Raw genomic sequence first — 13171 nt, 5'->3', positions numbered from 1 at the left:
GGTGAGGAATCCGGCGGCCATCTGGGAGCGCCCGGCATTGTGGACGCAGACGAACAACACACTCGGCTTATCGGTCACAGCAAAAGCCTTTCAGGCGGTGGGGACGTCGAGTTCGGCGAGCAGGGCACGCACACGGGTTTCGATCTCGGCGCGGATCGGCCGGATCGCGGCGACATCGAGACCGGCCGGATCGGGCAGGTCCCAATCCTCATACCGGCGACCGGGATACACCGGGCAGGCATCGCCGCAGCCCATGGTGACGATCACGTCGGCGGCTTTCAGGATCTCCTCGGTCCACGGCTTCGGGTACTCGCCGGTGATGTCGATCCCGATCTCGGCCATCGCCTCGACCGCAGCCGGATTGATCTCGTCTCCCGGTTCGCTGCCCCCGGACCAGGCGATGGCGTGCTCGCCGGCGAGGTGAGTGAACAACCCGAGCGCCATCTGGGAACGCCCGGCGTTGTGGGTGCACAGGAACAGCACGGTCGGGGTCCCGGTGTGGTGGAGGCCTTCGACCTTGGCCAGGGCCTGGAGGCGTTGGCGGGCGAACCGTTCGGCCAGCAGGGGAAGGAAGTTGACGATGGTGGCGCGGCCGGCGAACTGTTCGTAGGAGGAGTGCAGGAACCGTTCGATGGTTTCCACACCGAAGGTGCCGTCGAACTCCCGCTGTAACCGGGTCGCCGCGGTTTTCAACGCCACATGCTGGTCAATGGACAGATCCGCGCGCAACGCGGTAGCGGGAAGGGGTGATTCGGTCATATCCGTTGTCCGATACTCGAGAAGGAAGGGTTCAGGATTGGACAGGTGAGCTCAGTTCGGCCACGAGGGCCCGGACGCGGGCGGCGATATCGTCACGGACCAGCCGCATCCGCTCCATACCCTCGATCCCGCGCTCCGAGGGTTCATCGGTCTCCCACCACAGCGCCCGCACACCGTCCGGGACGTTGAGCTGGGCTTCGCGACCGAGGATCACCACCAGATCAGCGCGAGCGAGCAGCCCGGCGTCGACCGGTTTCGGGACTCCGCCGCTGATATCGATCCCGACCTCGGCGAGCGCTGCGACCGACAATGCGTTGAGCTTTTCGCCCGGATCGGTGCCCGCCGACAGCGCGACGACCTCACCGGCGGCGGCCTGGCGCATCAGCCCGGCCGCCATCTGCGATTTGCCGCTGTTACGCACGCAGACGAACAGCACCAACACAGTCACCGGACCGTCACCTCGGCTTCAGCGCGGAATCGGTTGCGCAGGGCCAGCGATACATACACCAGGGCGACCAGGACGGGGACCTCGATCAGCGGGCCCACGACCCCGGCGAGGGCTTGCCCGGAGGTGGCGCCGTAGGTGGCGATCGCGACCGCGATGGCGAGTTCGAAGTTGTTGCCCGCCGCGGTGAACGCCAGTGTGGTCGTTCGCTCGTATCCGAGGCCCATGACGGCACCGAGCAGGTAACCCCCGCCCCACATGATCGCGAAATACGCCAGCAGCGGGATCGCGATGCGGACCACGTCGAGGGGCTGGGAGGTGATGCGGTCGCCTTGCAGCGCGAACAGCAGCACGATGGTGAACAGCAGGCCGTAGAGAGCCCAGGGCCCGATTCGCGGAATCAGCGTGGATTCGTACCAGTCGCGGCCTTTGGTACGCTCGCCGAACCTGCGGGTGAGGTATCCGGCCAGCAGCGGGATGCCGAGGAAGATCAGTACCGATTTCGCGATCTGCCAGGGCGAGGCCTCGATCGTGGTCTGTTCCAGGCCCAGCCATCCGGGCAGTACCGAGAGGTAGAACCAGCCCAGCACGGCGAACATGATGACCTGGAAGATCGAGTTCAACGCCACCAGCACGGCGGCGGCTTCGCGGTCTCCGCAGGCCAGATCGTTCCAGATGATCACCATGGCGATACACCGCGCGAGCCCGACGATGATCAGTCCGGTCCGGTACTCCGGAAGATCGGGCAGCAGCAGCCAGGCCAGCGCGAACATCAACGCCGGACCGAGTACCCAGTTCAGCACCAGCGACCCGATCAGGAGGCGGCGATCGCCGGTGACCGTGTCGAGGCGGTCGTAGCGGACCTTGGCCAGCACCGGGTACATCATGATCAGCAGCCCGATCGCGATCGGCAGCGAGATCCCGTCGATTTCCACCGCGGCCAGGCCGTCGCCGAGGCCCGGTATCAGACGGCCGAGCAGTAGACCGGCGGCCATGGCCACGCCGATCCAGACGGGCAGGAACCGGTCCAATGTGGAGAGCTTGCCGACCACACCCGGCGCGGTGGTGGTGTCGGTGGCGCTCATGCGGTGACCTCGGCAGCCTCGCCGCTTTCCAGCAGCAGCGCGTCCGAGACTCGCGCCAAAGCCTGCGGGACAACCCGGTAGTACACCCAGGACGCGCGGCGTTCGCTGGTCAACAGTCCCGCAGAGCGCAGTACCTTCAAGTGGTGCGAGATCGTCGGCTGGCTCAATTCGATGCCCTCGGACAGATCACATACGCAAGCTTCCATCCCCGACCGCGACGCGATCGAGCTCAACAACCGCAGCCGCACCGGGTCCGACAGTGCCTTGAACACCGCTGCCAACTCCACCGCAGCCTGCGCCGTCAGTGGCTCGCGTACGTGCGGGGCGGGGTGGCAGGCCTCGACCGATATCACCGGCAACTGCGATTTAGACATACGTCGATATTGACGACTATCTATTCTGGAGGCAAGTGAACTCCGGGTGAACGTCATCCGTGGTCGAGACCGTCTGGCGTTCCGCTGCGCGGCGATATCGCAAAATGCCGGTGTCTGCCCACTGCCGCCTTCAGATCGGTGTGGCGGGTGTGCGGCAACCTCGGACTGCTCGAGGCTCGAGGAGGTCACCGAAGATCACGCTGCCGAGGTGGTGGGCGTCAGGCAGTTCGACGATGTCGCCGTTGATGCCCGAGTGACCGTCCGCCCACTTCTGGGCGGTGCGGCGTTCGGTGAAGAAGTTGAGGTGACTGCAGCAGGTTTCGGCAGAGGGGCCCAGGCCGGCTTGTGCGCCGACGAACACCACCGTGGTGGCCGGTTGTGCGGTGACGAGTTGGCTGCCGGCGGTGATGGTAATCGGGTCGTTGGTCTCCGGGTCAGTGGTGGTGATCGTGACCTGTGTGCCGAGCATCGCGCTGATACCGAGTGCGTCCACGGCGCACATCGCGTAGACAGTCGGGCCGCCGGCGATTCGTACCCGATGAGGGGTGGGTGTGCCCGAGAACGGATACGCGGCCACGATGATCCCATCGGTGTCGGTCCGGATGACATCGGCGTCGTGGAGGTGCTGCAGAATCTGCTCGATCGGCACCGCGTGTCCAGAAAAGGTTTCGGCTAATTGGGCGGCGGTCGGTGCGCAGCCGCTGGTTGCGAAGAATCGCAGGATGGCCTGATGCACGGCCGTTTCCGTCGGGTCTGCCGGTTGTGCGGCCGCCCGCCAGGTGCTCAGTGCGGCGGCGGGGTCCGCGGTGGACGGAGTGCAGCACCTGGTTTCTGCGTCGCTTCTGAGTTGCTCACCGTCAGCCGAGGTCGATCTCAACGCAGTGCGGAGCGCCGTGACCGAGGGGGCTCCGCCGAGCGTTCCGTCCTCCTGCGGGTAAAGGCGGCAGGACAAGCTGGGGGCATTGCCCGGTGTGGCGAAAGGGTCGCGGCCGTCGATCAGCAGGGTGGGGGAGCCGGTCATGCCGGTCGAGGCGGCTTGCTCGGGGTCATCGATGATGTGGTGGGTGATCTCCGGCGTGATCGGCCGACCGGCGGTGGCCTCATGGAGGCGTTGTTCGAGTACCGCCACATTGGGACAGTCGGGGACCTGGAGGATATCCAGCTTCATGAGCGTGGTCCTTCCTGTAGTGAAGTGAGAATGGGGCAGGATCGGTGAGCGCGGGGCAACTCGCATGTCGCGATGAGCTCGGTCAGTGCGCGCTGCATGTTGTGCAGGTCGGCGATCCGTCGTCGGATCTCGGCGACCCTTGATTCGGCGAGTACGCGGACGGCGTCGCAGTCGTCGGGACCGCCGTCGGCCAGCCGTAGGAGGTCGGCGATCTCATCGAGCGTGAAGCCCAGCTCCTGGGCCCGTTTGACGAACCTGACCACGTCCACGGCGTCCTCGGGGTAGCGGCGGTAACCCGCTGGTGACCGTTCCGGCCGCGCCAGGAGGCCGCGCCGTTCGTAGTAGCGCAGGGTCTGGACATTGACACCGGCCCGAGAGGCCAGCTCACCAGTTCGCATGCCCCTCATTCTCAACCCTGTACCTACGTACCGAGTCAAGGATCGTCCTGTTGAGCCGATTCAGATCCCACGGCTTTCCGAGTTCCCGAGCACCGGCCGGAATTCGCGGGCAGAGACCACCCGAACCCTACGAATCAGATGGCAGCCTGGCCTGGTGTCGATGATGAGCTCGTTTGCCGCGCTGACTATCGGCATGAGTCTCTACGTCGGTTAGCTGTGGGTGGGTGCTGTGTTCATCACGCCGTCACGCGACGGTGCCGCTGCGCCGACCATTGTTTCGCCTACCTACCTACCTACCTACCTACCTCAAAAGGCGTGGTATCCGACCCAACTGGCCCTACTTCAATGGGTAGAGAGTCTGCTCTGTCGCGGCGAAGGCGGTGTCGAAATCGGCGGCCAGCACTGCGCTGACAGGGCCTACGACCGAGCGCTGTTCCCATGTGCGGCCGGTGCGGCTGCGCCAGGCCGCGCCCGCGACATCTACGCCCCACAGAGAACCGTCGTCTGCGGCCGAAAGCAATACCAGACGCGGCGCGCCGGGAACGTTCGTGAGGGTACGTCCTGTGTCGGTGCTGTGCTGCAGGCCGTCGGCGGTGGCGGCCCATAGCCCGGTATCAGTGACGGCGAGTGCATTCGCACCGACGGCGGCTCCCGTAGTCCAGGTAGCGCCGGCGTCGGTGGAAGCGAGTAGGCCGGTGACTCCGTCGAATCCGACCAGCAGCCGGCCGTCGATGGCCAAGGCGTGGAAGTCGACCTCGCCGGTCAAGGATTTCGATGTCCAGGTGTGGCCTCCGTCGGTGCTCTCGATCAGTCCTAAGGGGTTCGGTGCTGAACTCGAGGGGCCCGGGTGCCCGGACGCGAACAGGTGGTCGGTGCCCGGGACGCCGGTCAGTCCCATGAAGTCGTCGTCGGAGGCGCCGACCGGGGTTGTGCGCCCGTCCGCGCCGAGGGCGACGAGGCCGCTGTGGGTGCCGGCCAGAACGGTTGCGTCCGGGGAGAGGTGCAGGCCGTGCAGGTGATCGAGCGCGGGTCTCAACGCGATACCGGTTGCGGACAATGCCGGGATCGGCGTCGTCGGGGTGGGTGTTGTGAGCGGTTGCCCGGTGGTGCAACCGGTGAGCACGGTCAGGGCGGCGAAGGGGAGAAGGATACGCGCGCAGGGACGCAGGGACGATCTCGGCATCAGGACAGGGAGCTCGCTTCGGTTCGTGGGTGGTCAGGTATGGGCCAGGCGGGCCGGGTCGAGGTCGAGGCGGCGCAGTAGTTGGGCGTTGAGCGCGACGACAATGGTGGACACCGACATGAGCACCGCGGCGACGGCGGGAGAGATCGCGATACCCGCGAACGCCAGCACACCCGCGGCCAGCGGGACGGCGATGATGTTGTAGCCGGTGGCCCAGAGTAGGTTCTGCCACATTTTGCGGTAGCTGGCGTGGGACAGTTCGATGATCGACAGCACCGCGCGGGGGTCGTTCGCGGCGAGGACGACACCGGCGGACTCGATGGCGACATCGGTGCCCGCACCGATCGCCACCCCGACATCGGCGCGAGCAAGCGCGGGAGCGTCGTTGACGCCGTCACCCACCATCGCGACCTTGTGCCCGCGGTTGTGCAGTTCGGTGACCTTCGCGTCTTTGTGTTCGGGCAGCACTTCGGCGAACACCTCGTCGATACCGAGGTCGGCGGCGACGGCGTCGGCGACCTGACGGGCGTCACCGGTGATCATCGCGACCTGCACGCCGCGGCCGTGTAGCGCGTCGACGGCGCGGCGGGACTCGTCGCGAACGGCGTCTTCGAGTGCGACGGCGCCGAGGACGCGGTCACCGTAGACGATGTGCAGCACCGAGGCGCCGCGTTGTACCCAGCCGCGGGTGACCGTGGCGATGTCATCCGGTACCGGCAACCCTGAATCGGCGAGCATGGCCGGGCCACCGACGGTGACCTCGGCGCCGTCGATATCGGCGCGCACCCCGCGTCCGGGCAGTGAGCGGAAATCGGTGGCGGTGAGTTGTTCCGATACCAGAACCCGGGTTTCGGCTGCGGCCACGATGGCCCGTGCGAGGGGGTGTTCGCTATCGGCTTCGACGGCCGCGGCGAGCGCGAGCAAGTGCTCTTCGCTCGTACCGGCGGTGGCAGTGAGCCCGGTGAGCTGGTGACGACCCTGGGTCAAGGTGCCGGTTTTGTCGAACAGCACCACATCGACGGTGCGCATGTGCTCGAGCGCGAGACGATCTTTGACGAGTACTCCGGCTTTTGCGGCGCGTTCGGTCGATATCGCGATGACCAGCGGGATCGCCAGACCCAGGGCGTGGGGACAGGCGATGACGAGGACGGTCACCGTGCGCACCACCGCCTCGTCGAGATTGCCGAGCAGCGCCCAGATCACGAAAGTCAGTGCACCGGTGCCGGCAGCGAAATAGAACAGGAACGCGGCGGCTTTGTCCGCCAGCGCCTGAGCGCGAGAGGAGGACGCTTGGGCGTCGGCGACCATGCGCTGGATACCGGCCAGCGCGGTGTCCTCGCCGACCGCGGTGACCCGCACCCGCAAGGCGCTGTCGGTAGCGACGGTGCCGGCGACCACGGTGTCACCGATATCGCGGGTGACGGTCTTGGACTCACCGGTGATCATCGATTCGTCGACCTCGGCCCGGCCGTCGGTGACCGTGCCGTCCGCCGGTACCCGGGCACCGGCACGCACCAGCACCAGATCATCGCGGGACAACTCTGCCAGCGGGACCTCGGCGACACCGTCGCCCGTGACTTTCTCCGCGGTATCGGGCAGCATCGCGGCCAGGGCGTCGAGCGCACTGGACGCCGAGCCCAGCGCCCGCATCTCCAGCCAGTGCCCGAGCAGCATGATGACGATGAGCAGGGCCAGTTCCCACCAGAAGTCCAGCTCGAACCCGCCCAGCCCGAGGGTGGTAACCCACGACGCGACGAACGCGACCGTTATCGCCATGGCGATCAACAGCATCATCCCGGGCCGGCGGGAACGCAGTTCGCTCCAGCCGCCGGTGAGGAACGGCGTCCCACCGTAGACAAAGATCACCGTGCCGAGGACCGGCGGGATCCACGAGGCACCGGGGAATTCCGGCAGATGGTAGCCCAGCAGCTCGGCGACCATATGGCTGAATCCGACTACCGGCAAGGCCAGGATCAGGCTGATCCAGAACCGGCGCCGGAACATCTCCCCGTGTGCCCCGTGCCCGGCATGCCGATCATGACCACCGTTATCGCCGTGGTCGGGGTGGGCGTCATGACCGACGTGGGCGAGGTGTTCGCCCTGGCCGGCGGGCCGGTCCCGAGCATCCGGTGGTGGGCTTTGTGTGGACATGCCGTGGTCGTGCCCGGTGGGCGCCGGGTCCGGGTTGGGGTGCCGGTGCTCGGGATGCGACATCGAGAGGCCTCCTGCCTGGTCGGGGCGCTGCGGTATCGAGCCGGAGCGGCTACAGGGTGGTCAGCAGTTGGCGCATGGTGTCGATTTCTTGCTGCTGGGTATCGACAATGGTGCGGGCCATCTGCACCGCGTCGGGGAACTGGCCGTCCTCGATCTCGGTTTGTGCCATGTCGATGGCGCCTTCGTGGTGGGCGATCATCTGGTTGAGGAACAGTCGGGCGGCCTCGGTGCCTTGCGCATCGGACAGGGCCTGCATGTCCTCCTCGCTCATCATCCCTTCCATTCCTTCCGTCTCGGGCATGTCGTGACCTGGCATAGCGCTGGAGCTGGGCATCTGAGTAGGTTCGCCCCACTGGCCGAGCCAGGTAGTGAGCTGGTCGATTTCCGGGCCCTGGGCGGCCTTGATCTGGTTTGCCAGTGCGGTCACCGGTTCGGGAATGCCCTGTTTGGCCAGGATCATGTCGCTCATCTCGATGGCCTGGGTGTGATGCGGGATCATCATTTGCGCGAACATCACATCGGCATCGTTGTGGGCCGCAGTGTCCTCGGCGGCAGGAGTTGTCGCCGATATCGCCGCGCTCGGGGTTGTGGCGGTGGTGGTGTCGGTGTCGGAGTCGCCGCAGGCGGCCGCGGTGAATGTCACCGCCAGCGCGGTAGCGCCGACAGCGAGGGTCTTTTTGGTTTTGTTCATGTGCAGATCCTTTCCTCGAAGAGTCACAGAACAGGTGAACCAGCGGTCGGGCTCGGCCCGTCGCGTGTGCCGGGTCTAGGTTCGGTAGGAAACGGTGGTCATCATTCCGGCCTCTTGGTGGTACGCGTTGTGGCAGTGCATGGCCCATTGGCCGGGGTTGTCGGCGTCGAATTCGATCTCGACGGTGCGCATCGGACGGATCGTGACGGTGTCTTTGCGAACCCCGCCGTCGACGAGGGCGAACGTGTGCCCGTGCAGGTGCATCGGATGGAACATGTCCGACATGTTGCGCAGCCGCATCCGCACCCGTTGACCCTCCCGCACATCCAGCGGTGCGCTATCGGGATGAGCCCGGCCGTTGAGAGTCCACCGATACGGTGACATGGTTCCGCCCATATCGGCGCTGAGGTAGCGGTCGTTGTCCTTGGGCGGCAGGCGCACCTGCTCCCGTGGTGACAGGTCTGTGCCCAGCAGCACCTCCCGATCGAGTTCGCCGGGGCGGGACTGCGGCGGCAGCGCGCCGGCGGCGGTGCGCACGACGGCCTGCCCGTGCCCGGTTTTCCCTTCTGCCTGCGCGAACAGCGGGAACACGCCGTCGCCGAGGGTGACCAGCACGTCGAACCGCTCACCCATGCCGATCAGCAGGGCGTCAGTGTCCCGGGGCACGACGGGGAAGCCGTCGGTGTGGGTGACCGTCATGCGGTGACCGCCGAGGGCGACGCGGAAAGCGGTGTCCGCGCCGGCATTGACGAACCGGATCCGCGCCCGCTGCCGCGGTGCGGCGGTCCACACCATCGGATCCTGCGGGACCCGGCCAGCGACCAGGAAATGCGGATAGGTGACGTCACCGGCGCCGCCGAGCACCGGTGAGCGCATCGTCTCCTCGCCCATATCCATGCCGTCCATGGATCCGTGGTCCATCCCGCTCATCCCGGGGCGGCTCGTGTCGCCTGCGGTGCTGCTGCCGATGCCGAGTTGGCGGGCGACATCGTCGGGAGTCCGGCCCGTACCGTCGAGCCAATCGTCGAGTACCACGACCCAGTCGTGGTCGTAACCGCCGGGCTCGTGCGGATCGTCGACGATCAGGGCGCCATAGAGGCCACGGTCGAGCTGAAGCCCGGAATGGGAATGGTAGAAGTAGGTGCCCGCGTCCGGCACGGTGAACTCGTAGGTGAACCCCGCGCCGGGCGCGATCGGGTCCTGGGTCAACCCGGGCACGCCGTCCATGTCATTGCTCAGTGCGATGCCGTGCCAGTGCACACTGGTCGGCACCTCCAGGCGGTTGTGGACCTGCACCCGCAACAGATCCCCGGCCCGCGCCCGTATCAGCGGCCCGGGCAGGTTCTGGTCGTAGCCCCAGGTCGAGACGATGCGACCCCCCAGATCCACGTCCACCGGGCGCGGTGTCAGCCGTGCCGACACCACCGGCTGGCCGGGAGTACGGCGCTGCTGCTCGAGACGTCGCACAATCGGCGACGACGCCGTGACCGGCGAACCTCCCAGTGAACCCGACCCGGCGCAGGCCGCCAAAACCCCGGCGCCGGCGAGCACCGACCCGACCAGGAAGGACCGGCGGTTCACCTCACTCACGAACGTGCCCCTTCCGGACGTCGCCGTCGGCGGTCTCGAAGGTCTGCGCCAGTAGCTGACGGCGCGCGACGAACTCGTCGGCGTCGATGTCCCCGCGAGCGAAACGCGACTCCAGCATCCGCAGTGGATCGGAATCGGTAGGGCGCGCCGAGTCGCCGGCCCGGTCGGTGCGGAACAGTGCTGCCATCAGGTAGATCACCGCGGCCCAGAACACGAGCATGCAGACGGCCATGACGGTCCATCCCGCCCAGCCGGTCTGACTCACCCAGCCGGTCATCATCCTCGCCTCTTTTCCTCGAGTTCGGGTGCCCAGCCTGGTGCGGCTGTCCCGCTACTCCGGTAGAGGTCGTATGAAGATTTGCTCAAGAAGCCGCACCGCGGCGTCGGCGCCGCTGTGGTCCGGTGAAGATGAACACCATGGCCTCCGCTACGCGCACCCCCGCACCGGCCCCCGACTCCGTCCCGGCGCAGCGCCCGCCCACCGGCCTGCGCGCCATGGTCGTCGAGGACGAAGCGGCGCTGGCGAGTCTGCTCGGCAGCTATCTGGAACGCGACGGATTCGATGCCACGATCACCGGCGACGGCCACGATGCTGTCTCGCTCGCCCGGGAGGTCGATCCAGACGTTGTGGTCCTCGACCTGGGGCTGCCGAGTCTGGACGGGGTCGAGGTGTGCCGGCAACTGCGCACCTTCTCCGATGCCTACGTCGTGATGCTCACTGCTCGTGCCGAGGAGGTCGACACCCTGATCGGGTTGTCGGTCGGTGCCGACGACTACCTCACCAAACCGTTCAGTCCCCGCGAGTTGATGGCCCGCGTCCAGGCCATGATGCGCCGCCCACGTACCGCCACCACCCGGTCGGCAGGCTCGACCAACGCACCCCGAACCCGCGTCTTCGGCGACCTGGCCATCGATGCCGACGGACGCGAGGTCACCGTCGACGGCGTGCCGGTGGCGCTCACCCGAACCGAGTTCGACGTCCTGGCCGCCCTGGCGCGCGATCCCGGTGTCGTGCTCACCCGAGCCCAGCTGATCGGCGCGGTGTGGGGCCCGAGCTGGATCGGGGACGAGCACCTGGTCGACGTACACATCGGCCATCTGCGCCGCAAACTCGGCGACGACGCCGCCCGCGGCCGCTACGTACGCACCATCCGCGGCGTCGGCTACCGGATGGGTAGCGGAGAATGAACCCCCCGCTCCCCGAACCCGACGCCGCACCAGCAGCGGTCGAACGACCCGGGACCGGTTCGAGTTTCGGCACCCGCCTGTTCGTCGCCCTGACTCTCGTGGTGATCGGATGCGCCGTCACCGCTTGGCTGGTCGCTTCGGCGTTGGCGCCCGGTATCTTTCACGATCATCTCGGTCAGGCCGGTATTCACGACTCGAGCCAGACCGCTCACGTCGAGGAAGCCTTCACTCAGGCGATCGTGCTCGCCTGGGGGCTGGCGGTCGCGGTCGCGGTACTGCTGGCCTTGGCGGTGAGCTGGTACATCACCCGCCGCGTCCAGCGATCGCTGGTCGCCGTGACCACATCCACCGCCCGGATCGCGGGCGGCCACTACGACACCCGCGTCCACAGCCCCGGGCTCGGCCGCGAATTCGACGAACTCGCCGTCACCGTCAACGAACTCGCCCGCCGACTCGACGCCACCGAAACCACCCGCCGCAGAATGCTGGCCGACCTCGGCCACGAAATGCGCACGCCCATCGCCACTCTCGACTCCTACCTCGAAGCGCTCGACGACGGTGTCCGCACCTTCGACAACGACACCCGACAGGTCCTGCGCTCAGCCATCCACCGGCTCGAACGCCTGGTCGAAGACATCACCGCGGTCTCGCGCGCCGAGGAACACCTCACCCGGATCCGGCCCGTGCCCACGACCACCGCCATGCTGGTCACCCACGCCGCCCAGGCCGTACGCGAACGATACGACAACAATGGCGTCGCGCTCCACGCCCATATCCAGGACTCCGCCGCCGTATCCGTCGATCCCGATCGCCTTGGGCAGGTACTGGCCAACCTGCTCGACAACGCCCTGCGCCACACCCCGCAGGGAGGCGAGGTCACCCTCAGCACCCGGCGAGTAGGGCACCGGCACGTCGAAATCACCGTCACCGACACCGGAGAAGGTATCGCCCCCGACCATCTCGACCACCTCTTCGATCGCTTCTACCGGGCCGATACCGCCCGCGACCGCCGCCACGGCGGCAGCGGCATAGGCCTGACGATCACCCGCGCCCTAGTCGAAGCCCACCACGGCCGGATCCGGGCACACAGCGACGGTCTCGGGCAGGGAGCACAATTCACCATCGAACTGCCCACCAGTGACCGCTGACCACCAGTGACCCTTGTCGGCGGACGTCGACCCGGCTCCCGTCCGGCCACCGCAGAGATTGCCTCGGCCGGACTCACCCCTGGCCGGTCGCCGGGACATCCGCCGAAATCGCGCGGATAGGCATCGAGGTCGGCGTCGCCCCCGAGTTGGCCCGGGTCAATCGGGTATCGGTCGCTGCCGGTGCGCGCCAGTTGTTCTGGCAGGTTCCGGACGTGGCGTGCTCGTCGGAGAGACGGTGGCCGGTCAGCGCTGTAACTGTCGGCTGCGTCCTATGCCGGGCAGGAATCGGCCCACCCGGGTGGTGTAGTCGGTGTAGGCGGAGCCGTGGACCTGCTGCAGATAGGGCTCTTCGACTGCGCGGACCTGTGCCTGCACACCGGCCAGGAGCAGCACGCACCCGGCGACCGCCACCGGGTTGGGCACCATCAGGGCCAGTCCTGCGAAGGTGACGAGCATGGTGGTGAAAATCGGGTTGCGCACGCAGCCGAACACACCGGTGGTGACCAATCGGGTGCGTTCGGTGTCCTCGACGCCGATACGCCAGGAGGCGCCCATCGCCAGTTGCGCGCCGAACGTCGCCGCCACGCCCGCCACCGCCACGACCACACCGGCGACAGCGACAGCGGGCTGGTCGGCGAACGGGATCGGTGCCAGCCCGGCCAGGTCGGCCAGCGGTGCGGCCAGGCCGGTGATCAGGCCACCGGTGACGAATCCCCAGTGCGCCCACCACTGCACCGATCCCGGTGCCGGGCGGAACTGCCGGATACCGGTGTCGCCAGTGCGGCGGCGCTGGATCAGCACCCGCGCACCTCCGGCTACCAGCGCGAACATCGCGAACACGACGAGTGCGGCGATAGCCATCACCGTTCACCCCGCCCGTTCGTGCCGGTCTGCGGGGTTACTGCTCGTCCGTCCCTCATTGGTACCG

The 13171-nt window shown here is 67.3% G+C and carries 12 protein-coding genes and 2 pseudogenes; 2 read left to right on the top strand and 12 right to left on the bottom strand.

What is annotated here, in order from left to right; all coding sequences use genetic code 11:
* The 11 genes and pseudogenes from NS6_RS35925 to NS6_RS18875 all read right to left on the bottom strand — a co-directional run.
* A pseudogene (locus NS6_RS35925) lies at positions 1-72 on the bottom strand (heat-shock protein HtpX); the annotation flags it as partial.
* An 18-nt stretch (positions 73-90) separates the two neighbouring features.
* The gene (locus NS6_RS18925; RefSeq protein ID WP_040793577.1) at positions 91-759 is read right to left on the bottom strand and encodes an arsenate reductase ArsC; all 669 of its coding nucleotides are present in this window, start codon (positions 757-759) and stop codon (positions 91-93) included.
* A 31-nt stretch (positions 760-790) separates the two neighbouring features.
* Positions 791-2289 (bottom strand): annotated as a pseudogene (gene arsB, locus NS6_RS18915) (ACR3 family arsenite efflux transporter).
* A complete protein-coding gene (locus tag NS6_RS18910; protein WP_051133682.1) occupies positions 2286-2663 on the bottom strand; it encodes an ArsR/SmtB family transcription factor in 378 nt (125 codons plus the stop codon). The pseudogene arsB and the gene NS6_RS18910 overlap by 4 nt, the downstream one beginning before the upstream one ends.
* Before the next feature lie 130 nt (positions 2664-2793).
* The gene (locus NS6_RS18905; protein ID WP_040793574.1) at positions 2794-3831 is read right to left on the bottom strand and encodes an alkylmercury lyase family protein; all 1038 of its coding nucleotides are present in this window, start codon (positions 3829-3831) and stop codon (positions 2794-2796) included.
* Positions 3828-4229 (bottom strand): MerR family transcriptional regulator, encoded by a 402-nt coding sequence (locus tag NS6_RS18900; RefSeq protein WP_040793573.1) that lies wholly within the window; start codon positions 4227-4229, stop codon positions 3828-3830. Before NS6_RS18900 ends, NS6_RS18905 begins: the two co-directional genes overlap by 4 nt.
* 337 nt (positions 4230-4566) lie before the next feature.
* Positions 4567-5412, bottom strand: a complete 846-nt coding sequence (locus NS6_RS18895; RefSeq protein ID WP_051133681.1) for a F510_1955 family glycosylhydrolase — start codon at positions 5410-5412, stop codon at positions 4567-4569.
* A gap of 33 nt (positions 5413-5445) precedes the next feature.
* A complete protein-coding gene (locus tag NS6_RS18890; protein ID WP_083874792.1) occupies positions 5446-7563 on the bottom strand; it encodes a copper-translocating P-type ATPase in 2118 nt (705 codons plus the stop codon).
* Positions 7564-7675: 112 nt separating this feature from the next.
* Positions 7676-8317, bottom strand: coding sequence for a DUF305 domain-containing protein (locus tag NS6_RS18885; RefSeq protein WP_040793572.1), 642 nt, complete (start codon positions 8315-8317; stop codon positions 7676-7678).
* A gap of 75 nt (positions 8318-8392) precedes the next feature.
* On the bottom strand, positions 8393-9907 hold the full coding sequence (locus NS6_RS18880; RefSeq protein ID WP_040793571.1) for a multicopper oxidase family protein: 1515 nt from the start codon (positions 9905-9907) through the stop codon (positions 8393-8395).
* Entirely contained in the window at positions 9900-10187 is a 288-nt protein-coding gene (locus NS6_RS18875; protein WP_085995269.1) for an SHOCT domain-containing protein, read from the bottom strand. The genes NS6_RS18880 and NS6_RS18875 overlap by 8 nt, the downstream gene beginning before the upstream one ends.
* A 137-nt stretch (positions 10188-10324) precedes the next feature.
* Here NS6_RS18875 and NS6_RS18870 point away from each other — a divergent pair, with 137 nt between their 5' ends.
* Positions 10325-11095 carry a response regulator gene (locus NS6_RS18870; protein WP_171048232.1) on the top strand — a complete coding sequence of 257 codons (771 nt, stop codon included), beginning with the start codon at positions 10325-10327 and terminating at the stop codon, positions 11093-11095.
* Positions 11092-12243 (top strand): sensor histidine kinase, encoded by a 1152-nt coding sequence (locus NS6_RS18865; protein ID WP_040793570.1) that lies wholly within the window; start codon positions 11092-11094, stop codon positions 12241-12243. The genes NS6_RS18870 and NS6_RS18865 overlap by 4 nt, the downstream gene beginning before the upstream one ends.
* A gap of 243 nt (positions 12244-12486) precedes the next feature.
* On the opposite strand, the gene NS6_RS18860 is transcribed toward NS6_RS18865, so the two are convergent.
* Positions 12487-13104: a methyltransferase family protein gene (locus NS6_RS18860; RefSeq protein ID WP_051133680.1), complete on the bottom strand. Its 618-nt coding sequence runs from the start codon at positions 13102-13104 to the stop codon at positions 12487-12489.
* Positions 13105-13171 lie beyond the last annotated feature (67 nt).

The sequence above is a fragment of the Nocardia speluncae NBRC 108251 genome, assembly GCF_001613245.1.
GTDB lineage: Bacteria > Actinomycetota > Actinomycetes > Mycobacteriales > Mycobacteriaceae > Nocardia > Nocardia speluncae.
This window is presented reverse-complemented; position numbering and strand designations above follow the sequence as displayed.

Coding starts and splice junctions, on each gene's coding strand:
- NS6_RS18900 (WP_040793573.1), bottom strand. CDS start 4,229: ATGCGAACTGGTGAGCTGGCCTCTCGGGCCGGTGTCAATGTCCAGACC.
- NS6_RS18910 (WP_051133682.1), bottom strand. CDS start 2,663: ATGTCTAAATCGCAGTTGCCGGTGATATCGGTCGAGGCCTGCCACCCC.
- NS6_RS18890 (WP_083874792.1), bottom strand. CDS start 7,563: ATGTCCACACAAAGCCCACCACCGGATGCTCGGGACCGGCCCGCCGGC.
- NS6_RS18865 (WP_040793570.1), top strand. CDS start 11,092: ATGAACCCCCCGCTCCCCGAACCCGACGCCGCACCAGCAGCGGTCGAA.
- NS6_RS18925 (WP_040793577.1), bottom strand. CDS start 759: ATGACCGAATCACCCCTTCCCGCTACCGCGTTGCGCGCGGATCTGTCC.
- NS6_RS18860 (WP_051133680.1), bottom strand. CDS start 13,104: ATGGCTATCGCCGCACTCGTCGTGTTCGCGATGTTCGCGCTGGTAGCC.
- NS6_RS18875 (WP_085995269.1), bottom strand. CDS start 10,187: ATGATGACCGGCTGGGTGAGTCAGACCGGCTGGGCGGGATGGACCGTC.
- NS6_RS18895 (WP_051133681.1), bottom strand. CDS start 5,412: ATGCCGAGATCGTCCCTGCGTCCCTGCGCGCGTATCCTTCTCCCCTTC.
- NS6_RS18870 (WP_171048232.1), top strand. CDS start 10,325: ATGGCCTCCGCTACGCGCACCCCCGCACCGGCCCCCGACTCCGTCCCG.
- NS6_RS18905 (WP_040793574.1), bottom strand. CDS start 3,831: ATGAAGCTGGATATCCTCCAGGTCCCCGACTGTCCCAATGTGGCGGTA.
- NS6_RS18885 (WP_040793572.1), bottom strand. CDS start 8,317: ATGAACAAAACCAAAAAGACCCTCGCTGTCGGCGCTACCGCGCTGGCG.